Annotated in this window: 14 protein-coding genes and 1 riboswitch; of the genes, 5 read left to right on the plus strand and 9 right to left on the minus strand. The window is 71.5% G+C overall.

Translation table 11 applies throughout. From position 1 onward, the window contains the following. Positions 1 to 49 precede the first annotated feature (49 nt). Positions 50 to 134: riboswitch (ZMP/ZTP riboswitch) on the plus strand. 35 nt (positions 135 to 169) lie between these two features. Further along, positions 170 to 1444: a serine hydroxymethyltransferase gene (glyA, locus tag KV394_RS10020; protein ID WP_136033951.1), complete on the plus strand. Its 1275-nt coding sequence runs from the start codon at positions 170 to 172 to the stop codon at positions 1442 to 1444. A 117-nt stretch (positions 1445 to 1561) separates the two neighbouring features. After that, the gene (locus KV394_RS10025) at positions 1562 to 2440 is read left to right on the plus strand and encodes a bifunctional methylenetetrahydrofolate dehydrogenase/methenyltetrahydrofolate cyclohydrolase (protein WP_247981364.1); all 879 of its coding nucleotides are present in this window, start codon (positions 1562 to 1564) and stop codon (positions 2438 to 2440) included. Between the two features lie 122 nt (positions 2441 to 2562). Here KV394_RS10025 and KV394_RS10030 read toward each other — a convergent pair whose 3' ends face one another. Genes KV394_RS10030 through KV394_RS10065 form a run of 8 tightly spaced genes read right to left on the minus strand, consistent with a single transcriptional unit; the run spans position 2563 to position 11068 of the window. Next, positions 2563 to 3282 (minus strand): DUF6882 domain-containing protein, encoded by a 720-nt coding sequence (locus KV394_RS10030; RefSeq protein ID WP_247981365.1) that lies wholly within the window; start codon positions 3280 to 3282, stop codon positions 2563 to 2565. A 22-nt stretch (positions 3283 to 3304) separates the two neighbouring features. After that, positions 3305 to 4555 carry an MFS transporter gene (locus KV394_RS10035; RefSeq protein ID WP_247981366.1) on the minus strand — a complete coding sequence of 417 codons (1251 nt, stop codon included), beginning with the start codon at positions 4553 to 4555 and terminating at the stop codon, positions 3305 to 3307. Positions 4556 to 4614: 59 nt separating this feature from the next. After that, positions 4615 to 5415, minus strand: a complete 801-nt coding sequence (locus KV394_RS10040; protein ID WP_136036959.1) for an HpcH/HpaI aldolase family protein — start codon at positions 5413 to 5415, stop codon at positions 4615 to 4617. After that, a complete protein-coding gene (locus KV394_RS10045) occupies positions 5400 to 6185 on the minus strand; it encodes a fumarylacetoacetate hydrolase family protein (protein WP_247981367.1) in 786 nt (261 codons plus the stop codon). The genes KV394_RS10040 and KV394_RS10045 overlap by 16 nt, the downstream gene beginning before the upstream one ends. Before the next feature lie 9 nt (positions 6186 to 6194). Continuing rightward, the gene (gene hpaD, locus KV394_RS10050; protein ID WP_136036961.1) at positions 6195 to 7361 is read right to left on the minus strand and encodes a 3,4-dihydroxyphenylacetate 2,3-dioxygenase; all 1167 of its coding nucleotides are present in this window, start codon (positions 7359 to 7361) and stop codon (positions 6195 to 6197) included. 28 nt (positions 7362 to 7389) lie between these two features. After that, positions 7390 to 8889, minus strand: a complete 1500-nt coding sequence (gene hpaE, locus KV394_RS10055) for a 5-carboxymethyl-2-hydroxymuconate semialdehyde dehydrogenase (RefSeq protein ID WP_136033965.1) — start codon at positions 8887 to 8889, stop codon at positions 7390 to 7392. After that, positions 8886 to 9572 (minus strand): GntR family transcriptional regulator, encoded by a 687-nt coding sequence (locus KV394_RS10060; RefSeq protein WP_136033966.1) that lies wholly within the window; start codon positions 9570 to 9572, stop codon positions 8886 to 8888. Before KV394_RS10060 ends, hpaE begins: the two co-directional genes overlap by 4 nt. Next, the gene (locus KV394_RS10065; protein WP_407665436.1) at positions 9569 to 11068 is read right to left on the minus strand and encodes a fumarylacetoacetate hydrolase family protein; all 1500 of its coding nucleotides are present in this window, start codon (positions 11066 to 11068) and stop codon (positions 9569 to 9571) included. The genes KV394_RS10060 and KV394_RS10065 overlap by 4 nt, the downstream gene beginning before the upstream one ends. Positions 11069 to 11193: 125 nt before the next feature. Between KV394_RS10065 and KV394_RS10070 the strand changes: the two genes are divergently transcribed. Then, complete coding sequence (locus KV394_RS10070; RefSeq protein ID WP_136033970.1) at positions 11194 to 12573, plus strand: MFS transporter; 1380 nt, start codon at positions 11194 to 11196, stop codon at positions 12571 to 12573. 246 nt (positions 12574 to 12819) lie between these two features. On the opposite strand, the gene KV394_RS10075 is transcribed toward KV394_RS10070, so the two are convergent. Continuing rightward, entirely contained in the window at positions 12820 to 13530 is a 711-nt protein-coding gene (locus KV394_RS10075) for an IclR family transcriptional regulator (protein ID WP_206251614.1), read from the minus strand. 151 nt (positions 13531 to 13681) lie between these two features. On the opposite strand from KV394_RS10075, the gene KV394_RS10080 reads away from it, so the two are divergent. Beyond that, entirely contained in the window at positions 13682 to 15553 is a 1872-nt protein-coding gene (locus KV394_RS10080; protein WP_136028479.1) for an FAD-dependent monooxygenase, read from the plus strand. A gap of 82 nt (positions 15554 to 15635) precedes the next feature. Beyond that, the gene (locus tag KV394_RS10085) at positions 15636 to 16634 is read left to right on the plus strand and encodes an ABC transporter ATP-binding protein (protein WP_247981369.1); all 999 of its coding nucleotides are present in this window, start codon (positions 15636 to 15638) and stop codon (positions 16632 to 16634) included.

The following is a 16634-nucleotide window of genomic DNA, read 5'->3' on the forward strand; positions in this document are numbered from 1 at the left end:
CGGGCACCCGCCGGCAGCGCGCTGTCCCGCTCCGCCGATCCGCTATGCTCGTAACCGTCGCGACTGGCGTCTGGGTGGACTACCACCGGGGAGCGACTGACCACGGAATTCGACCGCGCGCCTGGGCCGATGCGAACACCCCTCGAATCCGTCGTCAAAGGAGCACGTCATGACCGACCGTTACTTCAACGCCCCGCTCGCCGAGGTCGACCCGGAGATCGCCCAGGTCCTCGACCGCGAGCTGAAGCGTCAGCAGACCTTCCTCGAGATGATCGCCTCGGAGAACTTCGTCCCCGTCTCGGTGCTGCAGTCGCAGGGCTCCGTGCTGACCAACAAGTACGCCGAGGGCTACCCGGGCCGCCGCTACTACGGCGGGTGCGAAGAGGTCGACGTCGCCGAGTCGCTCGCGATCGAGCGGGCCAAGAGCCTCTTCGGTGCCGAGTTCGCCAACGTCCAGCCGCACTCCGGCGCGTCCGCCAACGCGGCCGTGCTGCACGCGATCGCCCGCCCCGGCGACACGCTCCTGGGCCTCTCGCTCGACCAGGGCGGGCACCTCACGCACGGCATGAAGATCAACTTCTCCGGCCGCCTGTACGACATCGTCGCCTACGGCGTGAACCCCGAGACCTCGACCATCGACATGGACGAGGTGCGTCGCCTCGCGCTCGAGCACAAGCCGAAGGTGATCATCGCCGGCTGGTCGGCGTACCCGCGCACGATGGACTTCGCGGCCTTCCGCGCGATCGCCGACGAGGTCGGTGCGGTGCTGTGGGTCGACATGGCGCACTTCGCCGGCCTCGTCGCCGCGGGTCTGCACCCCAACCCGGTCCCGCACGCGCACGTCGTCTCCTCGACCGTGCACAAGACGATCGGCGGCCCCCGCTCCGGCTTCATCCTGACGAACGACGCCGACATCGCCAAGAAGATCAACAGCGCGGTGTTCCCGGGCCAGCAGGGCGGTCCGCTCATGCACGTGATCGCCGCCAAGGCCACCGCGTTCAAGCTCGCCGGCACCCCCGAGTTCAAGGAGCGGCAGGAGCGCGTGCTCCGCGGCGCCGCCCTCATCGCCGAGCGCCTGTCGCAGCAGGACGTGCAGGACGCGGGCATCGCCGTGCGCTCCGGCGGCACCGACGTGCACCTCGTGCTGGTCGACCTGCGCGACGCGGAGATCGACGGCAAGCAGGCGGAAGACCTCCTGCACGACATCCACATCACCGTGAACCGCAACGCCGTGCCGAACGACCCGCGTCCGCCGATGGTGACCTCGGGCCTGCGCATCGGCACCCCGGCGCTCGCGACGCGCGGCTTCGGCGACGCGGAGTTCACCGAGGTGGCCGACATCATCGCGCTCGCGCTGCTGCCCGGCGCCGACGTGGAGGCCCTGCGCGCCCGCGTGGACGCGCTCGCCGCCGCCTTCCCGCTCTACCCCGACCTGCAGCAGTAGTCCCTCGCGCCGAGCGCACCGGATCCTGCCGAGTGCACGGCCTGCTCACGCGAGCGGGGCGTGCACTCGACGGGAAGCCCTGCACCCGGCGGGAGGGGAGAGAAGAAGAGGAATCACATGACCGCGAAGATCCTGGACGGGAAGGCCGCCGCGGCCGAGATCCGGGCCGAGCTGACCGAGCGGGTCGCCGCACTGAAGGAGCGCGGGATCACGCCGGGCATCGCGACCGTGCTCGTCGGTGCCGACCCGGCCTCGCAGCTGTACGTCGGCATGAAGCACCGGCAGTCCGAGGCGATCGGCATGAACTCGATCCAGCGCGAGCTGCCCGCCGACGCGACCCAGGAGGACGTCGAGGCGCTGATCGACGAGCTCAACGCCGACCCCGCCTGCCACGGCTACATCGTGCAGCTCCCGCTGCCGAAGCACCTCGACACCGACGCCATCCTGGAGCGGATCGACCCGGCGAAGGACGCCGACGGCCTGCACCCGACCAACCTCGGCCGGCTCGTGCTCAACGTCAACGCGCCCATCCACACGCCGCTGCCGTGCACGCCGCGCGGGGTGATCGAGCTGCTGCTGCGCAACGACTACGACCTGAAGGGGAAGCACGTGGTGGTGGTCGGCCGCGGCGTCACGATCGGCCGCTCGATCGGGCTGCTGCTGACCCGCCGCGACCTCAACGCCACCGTCACGCTCACCCACACCGGCACGGTCGACATGCCGCGCTACCTGCGGGAGGCCGACGTGATCGTGGCCGCCGCGGGCGTGAAGTACCTCGTCCGCGCCGAGGACGTGAAGCCGGGCGCCGCCGTGCTCGACGTGGGCGTGACCCGCGAGACCGACCCGGAGACGGGCAAGAGCCTGGTGTTCGGCGATGTCGCGCCCGATGTGGCGGAGGTCGCCGGCTACCTGTCGCCCAACCCCGGCGGCGTCGGACCGATGACGGTGGCGCTGCTCATGACCAACGTGGTCGAAGCCGCCGAGCGCGCGGTCTGACACCGGCGGCCCGTCACCGCGGGATCGAGAAGGCGCCCCACCCGGCCGGGAGGGGCGCCTTCTCCATTCCGCAGCGCGAGGAGACGGTGCGAGGAGACGGTGCCGGCGGGAGGAGACTGGGCTCAGCGACCGTGCAGCGAGCTCTCGACGCCTCTGATGCGCGCCTGCTCGTCGAAACGGAACGTCGCGGTGCCGCTCGTGTCGACTACGGTCGCACCGGAGAACGCCTCGTCGGTCCACGTGAGCGTCCAGCCGGCCAGACGAGCGAGGTCCCACACCGACGTCCTGGCGTCGGGCAGCGCCGCACCGGAGAGCACGCGGGGGAGCGCGACCACGGCGTCGGCCACCGTGAGCGGCGCCAGCGGTGCGTCGAGGAGGAACACCGCGCGCGTGCCGCCGTCGACCGGCGCGGAGTAGTACGGGGAGCGCCCGGTCAGCTCGACCGCGACCCCGCCGATCGTGTGCGCCGCCTGCGCGATCCAGTCCGCGTCGCCCGAGGCCTCGGCCGGGAACGGCACCTCGGGGGAGGTCAGCTCGGCGACCCCGTGCTCGGTGCCGTACGCGCGCAGCTGGGCCGCGACACCCTGGGGGTCGCCCTGCGGGTGCGCCCATGCCCACAGCAGCGAGCGCGGCCCGGGGGCGATCGTCGCGATCAGGTGGGCGCGGGTCACCAGCTGCCGCGTGGGATCCGCGTTCGCCGTGAACGTGAGCGTGCCCGCAGTCAGGTCGGCATCCCAGCGGTGCTCGCCGAGCGCATCGGCAGCCGCGGAGAGGGCGTCCTGGCGGAGCGCGGTGAACAGGGCGGCACGGTCGGCGAGCGGCTGGAGGGCGGCGAAGGTCATGCCCCCAGTCTCCCCGTGATTGCTATGAATCCGCCACCTCGGCGCGGGCCGGAGCGACCGCCGCCGCCGGTCGTCCCATCCGCCAGACGCTGGGGACCGCGAGCGTCGCGAGGGCGATCGCGCCGTAGACCGCGCCGGACGCGATCAGCACGGTGGCCGGATCGGCCTGGGTGATCAGCCAGCCGTACACGAGCGTGCCGATCGGCATCACCACGAAGCTGCCCAGCATGTCGTAGCTGGCGACGCGCGAGAGCTTCTCGCCGGGCACGTTCTCCATCATCGCGAGGTTCCAGCCCGTCGCGAACACCTCGGCTCCGGCCCCCGCGAGGAACGCGGCCATCGCCAGCAGCACCACCCCGGGATGCACGCCGAGCACGGTGAGCGGGATCGCGAACGCGGCGATCCCGATCATCCCGTAGCGCAGCGGACGCCGCAGCGGCACCCACATCAGCAGCAGCGTCATCAGCAGCACGCCGACGCCCTCCGCGCTGAGCACCCACCCCCAGCCGGTGATGCCGAGCCGGTCGTCGTTCTTCGCGATGTAGGGCCCCACCACCCCCCACGCCCCGACGTGGATCGCGTTCATGATCATGAAGGCCAGCACGATGGTCCACAGCCAACTGCGGCTCCAGAACTCGTGCCACCCGATCCGCAGGTCGTGGAACATCGTGGTGCCGCCCTCCGCGGCGGGCGGAGGCAGCTTCACGAGTGCGAGGACCGGGATCGCGACCAGCCAGCCCGCAGCCTGCACCACCATGGCCCACGCGGGGCCGGCGGCCGCGACCACGACACCCGCGATGACCGGTCCGCCGATCGTGACGGCCGACCGCACGAACGACAGCATCGCGTTCGCCTGCTGCAGGTGCTCCGGGGTGGTCAGCTGCGGGATGATGCCCTGCATCGCCGGGAGCACGAACGCGGTGGAGGCGCCGTTGACCACCGACAGGATCGCCAGCAGGGGGACCGTCGCGGTGCCGGTGAAGAGCAGGGCGGCCATCGCGCCGATCGACAGGATGTCGACGACGTAGCAGGACTGGATGATGAGCGCGCGCGGCAGGCGGTCGGCGATGACCCCGCCGAACAGCACGAACACGATGTTGCTGACGGTGAACGCGGCCAGCACGATCGACAGCGACCGGGCGTCGTTGTCGATCTCCAGCACCGCGAAGGCCAGCGCGATCGACGACATCGAGCCGGTGATCATCGTGATCGCCCGCGCCAGGAAGAACCAGCGGAAGTTGCGGTCCTGCATCGCCGCGAGACCGCGGATCATCGGGACGCCTCGCTGCTGTGCACCGAGTCATCCTGCCACGGATCACGCGGCGCGGCGGGTCAGTAGCTGGAGCGCGGTGTGCCGTCCGTGCCGATGAAGCGCGTGGCCAGGGCCTCGGACGCCCGGGCGAGCAGCGCCACGTCGGCGCCCACCGCCACGAAGTCCGCGCCCGCCGCGAGGTAGGCGTCGGCCGCGGCGGGGTCGAACGCGTTCACGCCCACCGGCTTCCCGGCGTCGTGCACGGCCGTGAAGACCCGTTCCACCGCGGCGACGACGTCGGGATGCGTCTGCTGGCCGAGCAGCCCCATCGACGCGGACAGGTCGGACGGGCCGACGAACACGGCATCGACGCCGTCGACCGCCGCGATGTCGGCCGCGGCCTCCACCCCCGCGGTCGTCTCGATCTGCACCGTGAGCGAGGTGTGCTGCGCCGACTCCTGCAGGTACCGCTCGACGCGGTTCCACCGGGCGCTGCGGGCCAGGGCGCTGCCGACGCCGCGCACCCCCTCCGGCGGGTAGCGGGTCGCGGACACGGCGGCGCGGGCCTCCTCGGCGGACGACACCATCGGCACGATCAGATTCTGCGCGCCGAGGTCGAGGATCTGCTTCAGCGCGACCGCGTCGTTGAAGGGAGCTCGCACGAGCGGGGTGACCGGGTACGCCGCGACCGCCTGGAGCTGGAGGAGCACCGACTCGAGCGTGTTGGCGGAGTGCTCCATGTCGATCAGGAGCCAGTCCAGGCCGGAGCCCGCGGCCACCTCGGCGAGCAGCGGGCTGCCGGAGCACACCCACATCCCCACGAACGGCCGGTCGGACTCCGCGAGCTGTGCGCGGAACGACGGGGCTAGACGAAGCGGCATGTGATGGTTCCCATCGGTCCGTAGTCGCACAGCACCTCGTCGCCGCGCGACACCCACATCGGGCGCGTGAACGATCCTGCCAGGATGATCTCGCCAGGCTCCAGCCGCGCGCCGTGCTGGTGGAACTTGTTCGCGAGCCACGCGACGCCGGTGGCGGGGTGCCCGAGGACGCCGGCGGCCACGCCCGTCTCCTCGATCTCGCCGTTGCGCGACAGCACACCGGGCACCCAGCGCAGATCGATCTCATCGGGGCGCTTGCGCACCGTCCCCAGCACCATCGCCCCGTAGGCGGCGTTGTCGCTGATCGTGTCGACGATCGTGCGGCCCTCCAGCTCGATGTGCGAGTTGAGCACCTCGAGCGCGGGGACCGCGTAGTCGATCGCGGCCAGGGCGTCGTCCAGCGTGCAGTCCGGACCCTCCAGGGGTTCCTTCAGCACGAAGGCGAGCTCGACCTCGATGCGCACGTTCGAGAAGTGCGCGGTCGGGATCTCGGCGCCGGACTCGTAGACGGTGTCGTCGAACATGATGCCGTAGTCGGGCTCGGTGATGCCCGTCGCCTGCTGCATGGCCTTCGAGGTCAGCCCGATCTTGCGGCCCACCAGCCGGCGCCCCGCCGCGACCTGCGAGTCGCGCCACACACCCTGGATCGCGTACGAGTCCTCGACGGTGGCCTCCGGGTACCGCGCGGTGATGCGCGGGATCACGCCGTGCGTGCGGTCGGCCTCGGCGAGCTCCGCCGCGATCTGCGCGATCGTCTCCTCAGACAGCATCCGTGCCCCCTAGAGCTGGTGGCCCAGCTTGTACTCGCCCTGCTTGTACTCGGGCATCGAGCCCTCGCCCTCGTCGGCGCGCGTGTACGAGAAGCCGTCGGCGCCGATCGTGACCGCCATCTCGCTGGAGTCCGTGCGGGCGACGACCGGCTGCGGGTTGCCGTCGAGGTCGAGCACGAGCGACGCGTCGGTGTACCAGGACGGCACGACCGGGGTGCCCCACCAGTCGCGGCGCTGGTTGTCGTGCACGTCCCACGTGACCACGGGGTTGTCGGGGTCGCCCGTGTAGTAGTCCTGCGTGTAGATCTCGACGCGGTGGCCGTCGGGGTCGCGCAGGTAGAGGTAGAACGCGTTGGAGACGCCGTGACGGCCGGGGCCCCGCTCGATCGCGTCGGAGCGGCGGAGCGCGCCGAGCTTGTCGCAGATCGCGAGGATGTTGTGCTTCTCGTGCGTCGCGAAGGCGACGTGGTGCATGCGCGGGCCGTCACCGCCGGTCGCGGCGGTGTCGTGCACGGTGGGCTTGCGGCGCATCCACGCGGCGTACACGGTGCCCTCGTCGTCCTGGATGTCCTCCGTCACGCGGAAGCCGAGGTCCTGGTAGTGGCGCACGGCGCGCGGCACGTCGGGGGTGACCTGGTTGAAGTGGTCGAGGCGAACGAGCTCACCCGGGGTGTGCAGGTCGTACCGCCAGGACAGGCGCTCGACGTGGTCGGTGGCGAAGAAGAACTCGTACGGGAAGCCGAGCGGGTCGACCACGCGCACGGAGTCGCCGATGCCCTTCACAAACCCGTCCTCCTTGCGGCGCACGTCGCAGCCGAGCTCGGTGTAGAACTCCACGGCGCGGTCGAGGTCCTCGGCCGAACGCACCCGGTACGAGAACGCGGCCACCGCGGCGATCGGGCCCTGGCGCAGCACCAGGTTGTGGTGGATGAACTCCTCGGTGGAGCGCAGGTAGATGGCCTCGTCGTCCTCCTCGGTCACGTACAGGCCGAGGATGTCGACGTAGAACTGGCGCGAGGCGGCCAGGTCGGTCACCACGAGCTCCATGTACGCGCAGCGCAGGATGTCGGGCGGGGTGCTCTTCGGCGTCGCGACGGGGTTGTCGGACTCGATCGGAGCCTCCTGGCTCACGTAGTACCCCGAGGAGGTCAGCGTCTTCTTGGTCTTGTCGGTCATGTCAGCGTCCTTGCTCGTGCGACGGGTGTCAGTTCTTGCCGAAGGTCGGGTTGTGGGGCGTGGAGGCGAGCGTGATGTGCACGCTCTGCTGGTCGGTGTAGAAGTCGATCGAGCGGTAGCCGCCCTCGTGGCCGAGGCCCGACGCCTTCACCCCGCCGAACGGGGTGCGCAGGTCGCGCACGTTGTTGCTGTTCAGCCACACCATGCCCGCCTCGACCGACTGCGCGAACGTGTGCGCGCGCTTGAGGTCGTTGGTCCAGATGTACGCCGCGAGCCCGTACTTGGTGTTGTTCGCGAGCGCGAGCGCCTCCTCGTCGGAGTCGAACGGGGTGATGGCGACCACCGGGCCGAAGATCTCCTCCTGGAAGATGCGGGCGTCGGGGGAGACATCGGCGAACACGGTCGGCGCGACGAAGTTGCCCTCCTCGAAACCCTCGGGGCGGCCGCCACCGGCGACCAGACGCCCCTCGGACTTGCCGATCTCGACGTAGCTCATCACCTTGTCGTAGTGCTCGGGGTGAACGAGCGCGCCGACCTCGGTCGCGGGGTCGTGCGGGTAGCCCACCTTCACGCGCTTCGCCTGGGCGGCGTAGCGCTCCACGAACTCGTCGTAGATCGACCGCTCGACGATGATGCGCGACCCGGCGGTGCAGCGCTCGCCGTTGAGGGAGAAGACGCCGAAGATGGTCGCGTCGACCGCGGCCTCCAGGTCGGCGTCGGCGAACACCACGGCGGGCGACTTGCCGCCGAGCTCCATCGACAGTCCCTTGAGGAACGGAGCGGCGTTGCCGAAGATGATCTGCCCGGTGCGGCTCTCGCCCGTGAACGAGATGAGCGGCACGTCGGGGTGCTTCACGAGGGCGTCACCCGCGTCTTCACCCAGGCCGTTGACGAGGTTGAACACGCCCTGCGGCAGCCCGGCCTCCTCGAAGATGCCCGCCCACAGCGAGGCGGAGAGCGGCGTGAACTCGGCCGGCTTCAGCACGACCGTGTTGCCGGTCGCGAGCGCGGGACCCAGCTTCCACGACTCGAGCATGAACGGCGTGTTCCACGGGGTGATGAGCCCGGCGACGCCGATCGGCTTGCGGTTGACGTAGTTCATCTGCTTGCCGGGCACCTTGAACGCGTCGTCGGCCTGCGCCACGATCAGGTCGGCGAAGAAGCGGAAGTTCTCGGCGGCGCGGCGGGCCTGACCCAGCGCCTGCGTGATCGGCAGACCCGAGTCGTACGACTCCAGCTCGGCGAGGCGGGCGTCGCGCGACTCGACGATGTCGGCGATGCGGTGCAGAACGCGCGAGCGCTCGCGGGGGAGCATGCGCGGCCAGGGCCCCTCGTCGAACGCGCGCTTGGCGGCGGCGACGGCGAGGTCGATGTCGGCCTTCTTGCCGGCGGCGGCCGTGGTGTAGGTCTGGTTCGTCACCGGGTCGAGCACGTCGAACGTGTCGCCGTCGACCGAGTCGACGAAGGAGCCGTCGATGTAGTGCTGGATGTGGTCGGGCAGGTCGGCGGGGATGCGGGAGTCGGTCATGATGCTTCTCCTTCGGCGGGGACGGAACGGGTGTGCAGCGCATCGAGGAACGCGTCCCTCGTGCGCCAGCGGTGGTTGCGGGCGGCGAGCTCGATCTCCAGCGGCTCGGCGCCGTCGCGGATCAGCTCGAGGATCTGGGCGTGCTCGTCCACGGAGTGGTGCGCACGGCCGGGCACGTAGGCGAACGTGGAGTCACGGATGCCGGACAGCCGGGCCCAGCCGCGGTGCACGAGGTCGAGCAGGTGCGGGTTGGGGCACGGCTCGAACAGCACCGAGTGGAACTGGCGGTTCAGCTCCGTGAACGCGTGCGGGTCGAAGTGGTCGAGCAGCCGGGCCATGCGGTCGTTGACCTCGGCGGCCTCGGCGAGGGCGTCGGCGTCGAGCAGGGGAGCGGACAGCGCGGTCGCCGCGCCCTCCACCAGCCCGAGCGTCTGCATCGTGTGGGCGTACTCGCCCTCGTCGACGAGGGTCACCCGGGCGCCCACGTTCCGCTCGAACGTCACGAGCCCCTCGGCCTCCAGTCGGCGGATGGCCTCGCGCACCGGCACCACGCTCATGCCCAGCTCGTCGGCGATCGGGCCGAGCACCAGACGGTAGCCAGGGCCGTAGGTGTGCGCGGAGATGCGCGAGCGGATCCAGGCGTACGCCTGCTCCGACTTGCTCGCGCTCTCGACCGTGCTCACCGCTGGTCCTTCCCGGCCCCGGTGGCCTGCTCGTAGCGGGCGCGCCACTCGGCGTTCAGCGGGAAGAGACCGTCGACCGGGTGGCCGGCGGCGACCTGCTCGGCGATCCAGGCGTCCTCGACCTCCTGCGCGATCGCGTCGGCGGCGACCTCGGCCGCCAGAGCCGGCGGGATCACGATCACACCGTCGCCGTCGCCCACGATGATGTCGCCGGGCTGCACGGTCGCGCCGCCGCACGAGATGGTCACATCGACGTCCCACGGCACGTGCTTGCGGCCGAGCACCGAGGGGTGCGCGCCCTGCGAGAACACGGGGAGCCCGATCTCGGCGACCGCGTCGAAGTCGCGCACGCCGCCGTCGGTCACGACGCCCGCGGCCCCGCGATTCTGCGCCCGCAGCGCGAGGATGTCGCCCAGCGTGCCGGTGGTGGCGTCGCCCCGGGCCTCGATCACGATGACCTCGCCCTCGGCGACCGCGTCGAACGCGCGCTTCTGGGCGTTGTATCCGCCGCCGTGCGAACGGAACAGGTCTTCGCGGAACGGCACGAAGCGCAGCGTCTTCGCGGTGCCGACGATCTTGGTGCCGGGGAGGTTCGCCGCAACGCCGTCGATGAAGCAGGAGTGGTGGCCGCGCTTGCGCAGCTGAGCCGACAGCCCGGCGGTCGGAGCCTCGAGCAGCTGGGCGCGCAGCTCGGGCGTGAGCGTGGGTGTGTCCTCTTCCGGCGGCAGGCCCGCCTCCTCGCGGGAGCCCCAGGCCTCGGTGCGCTGCAGGTCGTCGACGGCGGGAAGGGAGCCGAGGTCGCCGTCGAACGGCACCTCGCCCTGCGTCACCGTGGTCACCAGGCGGCCGGAGCTCGGAGCGCCGGGCGCGTCCGGCGCGTCGACCTCGACCTCGACCACGTCGCCCGGCACGATCACGGACGAGCCCGCCGGGGTGCCGGTGAGGATCACGTCGCCGGGCTCGAGGGTGAAGTGCTGCGACAGGTCGGCGACGAGCTGGGCGAGCGGGAAGATCAGTCCGGCGGTGGTGTCGTCCTGCCGGAGCTCGCCGTTGACCCAGGTGCGCACGCGGAGAGCGGCGGGATCGACCGTGCGGGCGTCGATGAGCTCGGGGCCCAGGGGCGTGTAGCCGTCGCCGCCCTTGGAGCGGACGTTGGAGCCCTTGTCGTTCGCGCGCAGGTCGTACAGGCCGAGGTCGTTCGACGCGGTGACCGCGCCGACGTGGTCCCACGCATCGGCGAGCGAGACGTGGCGCGCCGTGGTGCCGATCACCAGAGCGATCTCGCCCTCGAAGGCGAGCAGCTCCGTGCCGGCCGGGCGCTCGACCGTGCCGCCGGAGACGCCGACCGAGCTGGCGGGCTTGAAGAAGTAGGAGGGAGCGGCGGGGCGGCGGCCGCGCTGGTCGGCGCGGGACGCGTAGCTCAGGTGGATCGCGATGATCTTGCCGGGGCGGGTGATGGGTTCCGTCACGGGGGCGCCTCCTCGCGCTCGGTGCATGTCGTGCCGGACGCGTTGTGCGTCGTATCCGAAATCATATATCATCGTGTCACCCCTCGGCAAGCACATCGGATTCACGTCCGCGCACGCCGTGACAATGCGGTCACAAGCAAAGGAGACACCCCATGAGCGGGCAGTCACAGGATGGGTTCACGCCCACCGGAACCATCGCGACGGCGGCCGATCGGCGCCGCGTCGTGTTCGCCACCGTCGTCGGGACCACCGTCGAGTGGTACGACTTCTTCATCTACGCCACGGCGGTCGGGCTCGTCTTCGGACAGCTCTTCTTCGCGCCGCTCGGCGCCAACAGCGCCCTGGTCGGCTTCGCCACGGTCGGCGTCAGCTTCCTGTTCCGTCCGCTCGGCGCGTTCCTCGCCGGCCACTTCGGCGACAAGCTCGGGCGCAAGGCCGTGCTCATGTGGACGCTCATCCTCATGGGCGCCGCGACCGCGCTGATCGGTGTGCTGCCGACCTACGAGACCATCGGCGTGATGGCACCGATCCTGCTCGTGCTGCTGCGCATCGTGCAGGGCATCTCGGCCGGTGGCGAGTGGGGCGGCGCAGTGCTGATGGCCGTCGAGCACGCCCCGCGCACGAAGCGCGGCATCTTCGGCGCCTCGCCGCAGATCGGTGTGCCGCTCGGACTGCTGCTCGCCTCCGGCGTCATGGCGCTCATGACGGCGATCGCCCCCGGCGACCAGTTCCTCGCGTGGGGCTGGCGCGTGCCGTTCCTGCTCAGCGTGGTGCTGATCCTCGTCGGCTACTACGTGCGCCGCCGCGTGGAGGAGAGCCCGGTCTTCGCCGAGCTCGCCGAGCGCAAGGAGAAGGCGAAGATGCCCATCGTGCAGCTGTTCCGCAAGCACGCGCTGCTCGTGATCATCGCGGCACTCGTCTTCGCCGGCAACAACGCGGTCGGCTACATGACCACGGGCGGCTACATCCAGGGTTACGCCACCAACCCGGAGGGCCCGATCGGTCTCGAGCGCGGACCCGTGCTGTGGGCCGTCACCGGCTCGGCGGTCACCTGGCTGCTCACGACGCTGCTGGCGGGCTGGGTGTCGGACCGCCTCGGCCGTCGCACCACCTACCTCATCGGCTGGGTGCTGCAGCTGGTCGGCGTGTTCACGCTCTTCCCGCTCGTGAACACCGGCGAGATCGGCCTGCTGTTCGCCGGGCTCGCGATCCTCACGATCGGGCTCGGCTTCACGTACGGTCCGCAGGCCGCGCTCTACACCGAGCTGTTCCCGGCGAGCATCCGCTTCTCCGGCGTCTCGATCTCGTACGCGATCGGGGCCATCGCGGGCGGCGCGTTCGCGCCCCTGATCGCCACCGCGATCGTCGCGGAGACCGGTTCGACCGCGGGCGTCACCTGGTACCTCGTGGGCATGACCCTGCTGGGTCTGATCGCGACGCTCCTGCTGCGCGACCGCTCCGGCATCCCGCTGGGGCCGGATCACGAGGAGGAGCAGGCGGTCAGCCCGATCCGCGGTCTCGCGAAGGCCTGACGCCGAGGATCGATCCTGCGGGCGCCCCGTTGCCGGACGGCGACGGGGCGCCCGTTCGCATGGCCGGTGCGGTGCGCCCTCTCGCGCGTGCCCGGTGCCGTGCGCCCTCTCGCGCGTGCCCGGTGCGGTGCGCCCTCTCGCGCGTGCCCGTTGCCGTGCGTTCTCCCTCGCGGGGCGAGGGTGCCATCGCGCGCCGGTGCGCGGCGATCGATCCGAGGATGCGGCGGGCGTGAGCCCCGGGTGGGATCAGCCGTCGAGGGCCTCGCGGATCACGGCGGCGGAGCGTTGCAGGCGGGCGGCGATGTCGGCGTCGTCGAGGTCGGTCGCCACGTGCACGACGGCGATCGCGCACGGGCGCTGCCCGCGCAGCACCAGCGGCACGGCGACGGCCTGCACGGTGGGGATGACCTCGTCGTGGCTCGTGGCGTAGCCGCGCTCCGCGGCGGCCTCGACCTCGCGTCGCAGCGCGGGGGAGATGCCGTCCGGCCGCTCGGTGACCGGGAGCTGCGCCAGGATCGCCTTGCCGGGGGCGCCCACCGTCACCGGGTGCCGGGCGCCGGGGCGCTGAGCGACGCTGGCCACCGCGTGCCGCGGCTCGACGCTCGCGAGGGTGATGCAGTCGGTGCCGTCGAGCACCGCGAGGAAGCACGTCATGCCGAGCTCGTTGGCGATCGCGGTGAGCTCGGGCAGCGCCTCGGCCTGCAGGTCGTGCGCGACGCCGGCGGCGAGGGCGGCCATGCGGGCGCCGAGGCTGACGGCGCCCGCCGCGTCGCGGTTGACGAGCCCGTGGTCCTCCAGGGTGCGCAGGAGGCGGTAGGCGATCGAGCGGTGCACGTCGAGCCGCGCGGCGATCTCGTCGATCGTGAGCGCATGGCGTGCGTCGGACAGCACCTCCAGGATGCGGATCCCGCGGCTGAGCGTCTGCGAGGCGGGCGCGGCGGTCGGGCTCTCGGACATGCGGCTCCTTGCGGCGCGCGCGGCGCCGGTTTAGGCTGTGTTCAATAGTAGAACGGTGTGTTCGAATATAGAACACACTCGTCTCGGACGCAAGACCCCGCAGCACCCGACAGTGACACCCGACAGCGACGTCCGGAAGGAATCGACGACGATGCAGTTCCACCACCACGGCTACGTGTCCGGAGACCCCCGCGTGCAGGACGCCGCGGGGATCGGCACCGACCGCCCCGCCGACCTCCCCGACGAGATCGACGTGCTCATCGTCGGGTCCGGCCCCGCCGGCATGCTCCTCGCGGCACAGATGTCGCAGTACCCCGACGTCTCCACGCGCCTCATCGAGAAGCGCGAGGGGCGACTCGTGCTCGGCCAGGCCGACGGCATCCAGCCGCGCAGCGTCGAGACTTTCCAGGCGTTCGGGTTCGCCGAGCGCATCATCGCCGAGGCCTACAACATCGGCTGGATGAACTTCTGGGGTCCCGACCCCGAGCACCGCGATCGCATCGTGCGCACCTCCCGCACCGCCGACTACGCCTACGACATCTGCGAGTTCCCGCACCTGATCGTCAACCAGGCGCGCGTGCTCGACTACTTCGCCGAGGCCGCGGCGAACGGGCCGGGCCGCATCACGCCCGACTACGGCGTGGAGTTCACGGGGCTCACCGTGCACGACGAGGGCGAGTACCCCGTCGAGGTCGGGATCCGCTACGTCGCGGGCGACCGCGCCGGCGAGGAGCGCACGATCCGCGCGAAGTACGTCGCCGGCTGCGACGGCGCCCGCAGCGGTGTGCGCCAGGCGATCGGCCGCACGCACGTCGGCGCCAGCGCCGCCCACGCCTGGGGCGTCATGGACGTGCTGGTCAACACCGACTTCCCGGACTGGCGCACCAAGTGCGCCATCAACTCGGCCGCGGGCAACATCCTCCACATCCCGCGCGAGGGCGGCTACCTCAGCCGGATGTACATCGATCTGGGAGAGGTCGCCGCCGACGACGACCACCGCGTGCGCCAGACGCCCATCGAGGAGATCATCCGCAGGGCGAACGAGATCCTGCACCCCTACACGCTCGACGTGCGCGAGGTCGCCTGGCACAGCGTCTACGAGGTCGGGCACCGCGTGACCGACGGCTTCGACGACGTGGACGAGGGCGAGTCGCGGACGCCGCACGTGTTCCTCACCGGCGACGCCTGCCACACGCACAGCGCCAAGGCCGGCCAGGGCATGAACGTCTCGATGCAGGACGGCTTCAACCTCGGCTGGAAGCTCGGCTCCGTGCTCACCGGCCGCGCGCCCGAGTCCCTGCTCGCCACGTACGGCGCCGAGCGGCGGCCCGTCGCGCAGCAGCTGATCGACTTCGACCGCGAGTGGTCGAGCCTCATGGCGCGCAAGCCCGAGGAGATCTCCGACCCGAACGACCTGGCCACGTACTACCTCGCGACGGCCGAGTTCCCCTCCGGGTTCATGACGCAGTACACGGGCTCCATGATCACGGGCACCGATGCGCACCAGGAGCTCGCGGTCGGGTATCCGCTGGGCAAGCGCTTCAAGTCCGCCGAGGTCGTGCGGGTCGGGGACGGCAACGTCGTGCACCTCGGACACCACGCGAAGGCCGACGGCCGGTGGCGCGTCTACGCCTTCGGCGACCGGACGGGCGAGGCGCTCACGGCCTGGGCCGAGGCCGCGGCACCCGTGTTCGCGCGGTTCACCCCGGCCGACGGCGACGAGGACGCGGTGTTCGACGTGAAGGCCGTGTATCCGCAGCCGTTCGAGGAGGTCGAGGTGACCTCGGCCCCCGCGCTGTTCCAGCCGAAGACGGGTCCCCTCGGGCTCACCGACTGGGAGAAGGTGTACGCCGCCGGTCCCAGCAAGTGGTGCGCGACGGACATCTTCGAGGCGCGCGAGCTGTCCCGCGACGGCGTCGTGGTCGTGGTGCGCCCCGACCAGTACGTGGCCGCGATCTTCCCGCTCGACGGGGTGGCGGAGCTCGAGGGCTTCCTGGAGGGCGCCTTCCTCCCCGCGCGCTGAGGTCCGCCGCATGACACGTGTCATGTCGAGGAGATGACACCGGGCTCCGGCGCCGCGGCCGGGCGGACGCGAGGCTGGAGGCATGAACGACACCTCTGCGGGCGCGATGGCGATGCGGGTCGCCCCTCGCCCGGCACCCGGACCCGACACCGAACCCGCGGCCGCTCGCGCGGACGCCCCGATCGTGCTGGAGCTGCGCGACGTGCGCCGACACTACGGCTCGGGCGACCGCCGCGTGCAGGCCGTCGACGGCGTTGACCTGTCGATCCGCCGCGGAGAGGTCGTCGCACTGCTCGGGCCCAACGGCGCGGGCAAGACCACGACGCTCGACATGCTGCTCGGCCTCACGGCCCCCAGCAGCGGGACGGTGCAGGTCCTCGGCATGACCCCGGAGCGGGCGACCGCGAGCGGAGCGATCGGCGCGGTGCTGCAGACCGGCGGGCTGCTGGGCGACCTCACCGTCGGCGAGACCGTGCGCCTCATCGCCTCGCTGCACGGCGGAGAGGCGCTCGCGCGGGTGGGCGACGTGATGGCCAGGGCCGACCTCACGCGCCTCGCGCGCCGCCGGGTCGCGAAGTGCTCGGGGGGAGAGCAGCAACGCGTGAAGTTCGCCCTCGCGATGGTGTCCGACCCGGACATCCTCGTGCTGGACGAGCCGACCGCAGGGATGGACGTCACCGCGCGCCGGCACTTCTGGGACGTGATGCGTGCCGACGCGGACGCCGGGCGCACGATCGTGTTCGCCACGCACTACCTGGAGGAGGCGGAGCAGTTCGCCCGCCGCACCGTCGTGATGCACCGGGGCACCGTCGTCGCGGACGCCCCCACCGCCCTGCTGCGCGCGAGCCTGGGGGAGCGCACGGTCGCCGCGACCGTCGCCCCGGGGACCGCGGAGGCGCTCCTCGCCGCGGTGGCCGCCGCCGAGGGCGTGACCGGGGTGCGCCGGGACGGGGACCGCCTCAGCCTGCGCGCGACCGACTCCGACGCGGCCGCCCGGATCCTGCTCGACGGCGGTGCGCACGACCTGGAGATCGCCGCGCCCACGCTCGAGACCGCCTTCACCGCTCTCACGGAGGACTGA

The organism is Microbacterium sufflavum (genome assembly GCF_023101165.1).
Lineage (GTDB): Bacteria > Actinomycetota > Actinomycetes > Actinomycetales > Microbacteriaceae > Microbacterium > Microbacterium sufflavum.

Coding starts and splice junctions, on each gene's coding strand:
- KV394_RS10075 (WP_206251614.1), bottom strand. CDS start 13,530: ATGTCCGAGAGCCCGACCGCCGCGCCCGCCTCGCAGACGCTCAGCCGC.
- KV394_RS10045 (WP_247981367.1), bottom strand. CDS start 6,185: ATGCTGTCTGAGGAGACGATCGCGCAGATCGCGGCGGAGCTCGCCGAG.
- KV394_RS10025 (WP_247981364.1), top strand. CDS start 1,562: ATGACCGCGAAGATCCTGGACGGGAAGGCCGCCGCGGCCGAGATCCGG.
- KV394_RS10035 (WP_247981366.1), bottom strand. CDS start 4,555: ATGATCCGCGGTCTCGCGGCGATGCAGGACCGCAACTTCCGCTGGTTC.
- KV394_RS10065 (WP_407665436.1), bottom strand. CDS start 11,068: ATGCACCGAGCGCGAGGAGGCGCCCCCGTGACGGAACCCATCACCCGC.
- KV394_RS10080 (WP_136028479.1), top strand. CDS start 13,682: ATGCAGTTCCACCACCACGGCTACGTGTCCGGAGACCCCCGCGTGCAG.
- glyA (WP_136033951.1), top strand. CDS start 170: ATGACCGACCGTTACTTCAACGCCCCGCTCGCCGAGGTCGACCCGGAG.
- KV394_RS10040 (WP_136036959.1), bottom strand. CDS start 5,415: ATGCCGCTTCGTCTAGCCCCGTCGTTCCGCGCACAGCTCGCGGAGTCC.
- KV394_RS10070 (WP_136033970.1), top strand. CDS start 11,194: ATGAGCGGGCAGTCACAGGATGGGTTCACGCCCACCGGAACCATCGCG.
- KV394_RS10030 (WP_247981365.1), bottom strand. CDS start 3,282: ATGACCTTCGCCGCCCTCCAGCCGCTCGCCGACCGTGCCGCCCTGTTC.
- hpaE (WP_136033965.1), bottom strand. CDS start 8,889: ATGACCGACTCCCGCATCCCCGCCGACCTGCCCGACCACATCCAGCAC.
- KV394_RS10085 (WP_247981369.1), top strand. CDS start 15,636: ATGAACGACACCTCTGCGGGCGCGATGGCGATGCGGGTCGCCCCTCGC.
- hpaD (WP_136036961.1), bottom strand. CDS start 7,361: ATGACCGACAAGACCAAGAAGACGCTGACCTCCTCGGGGTACTACGTG.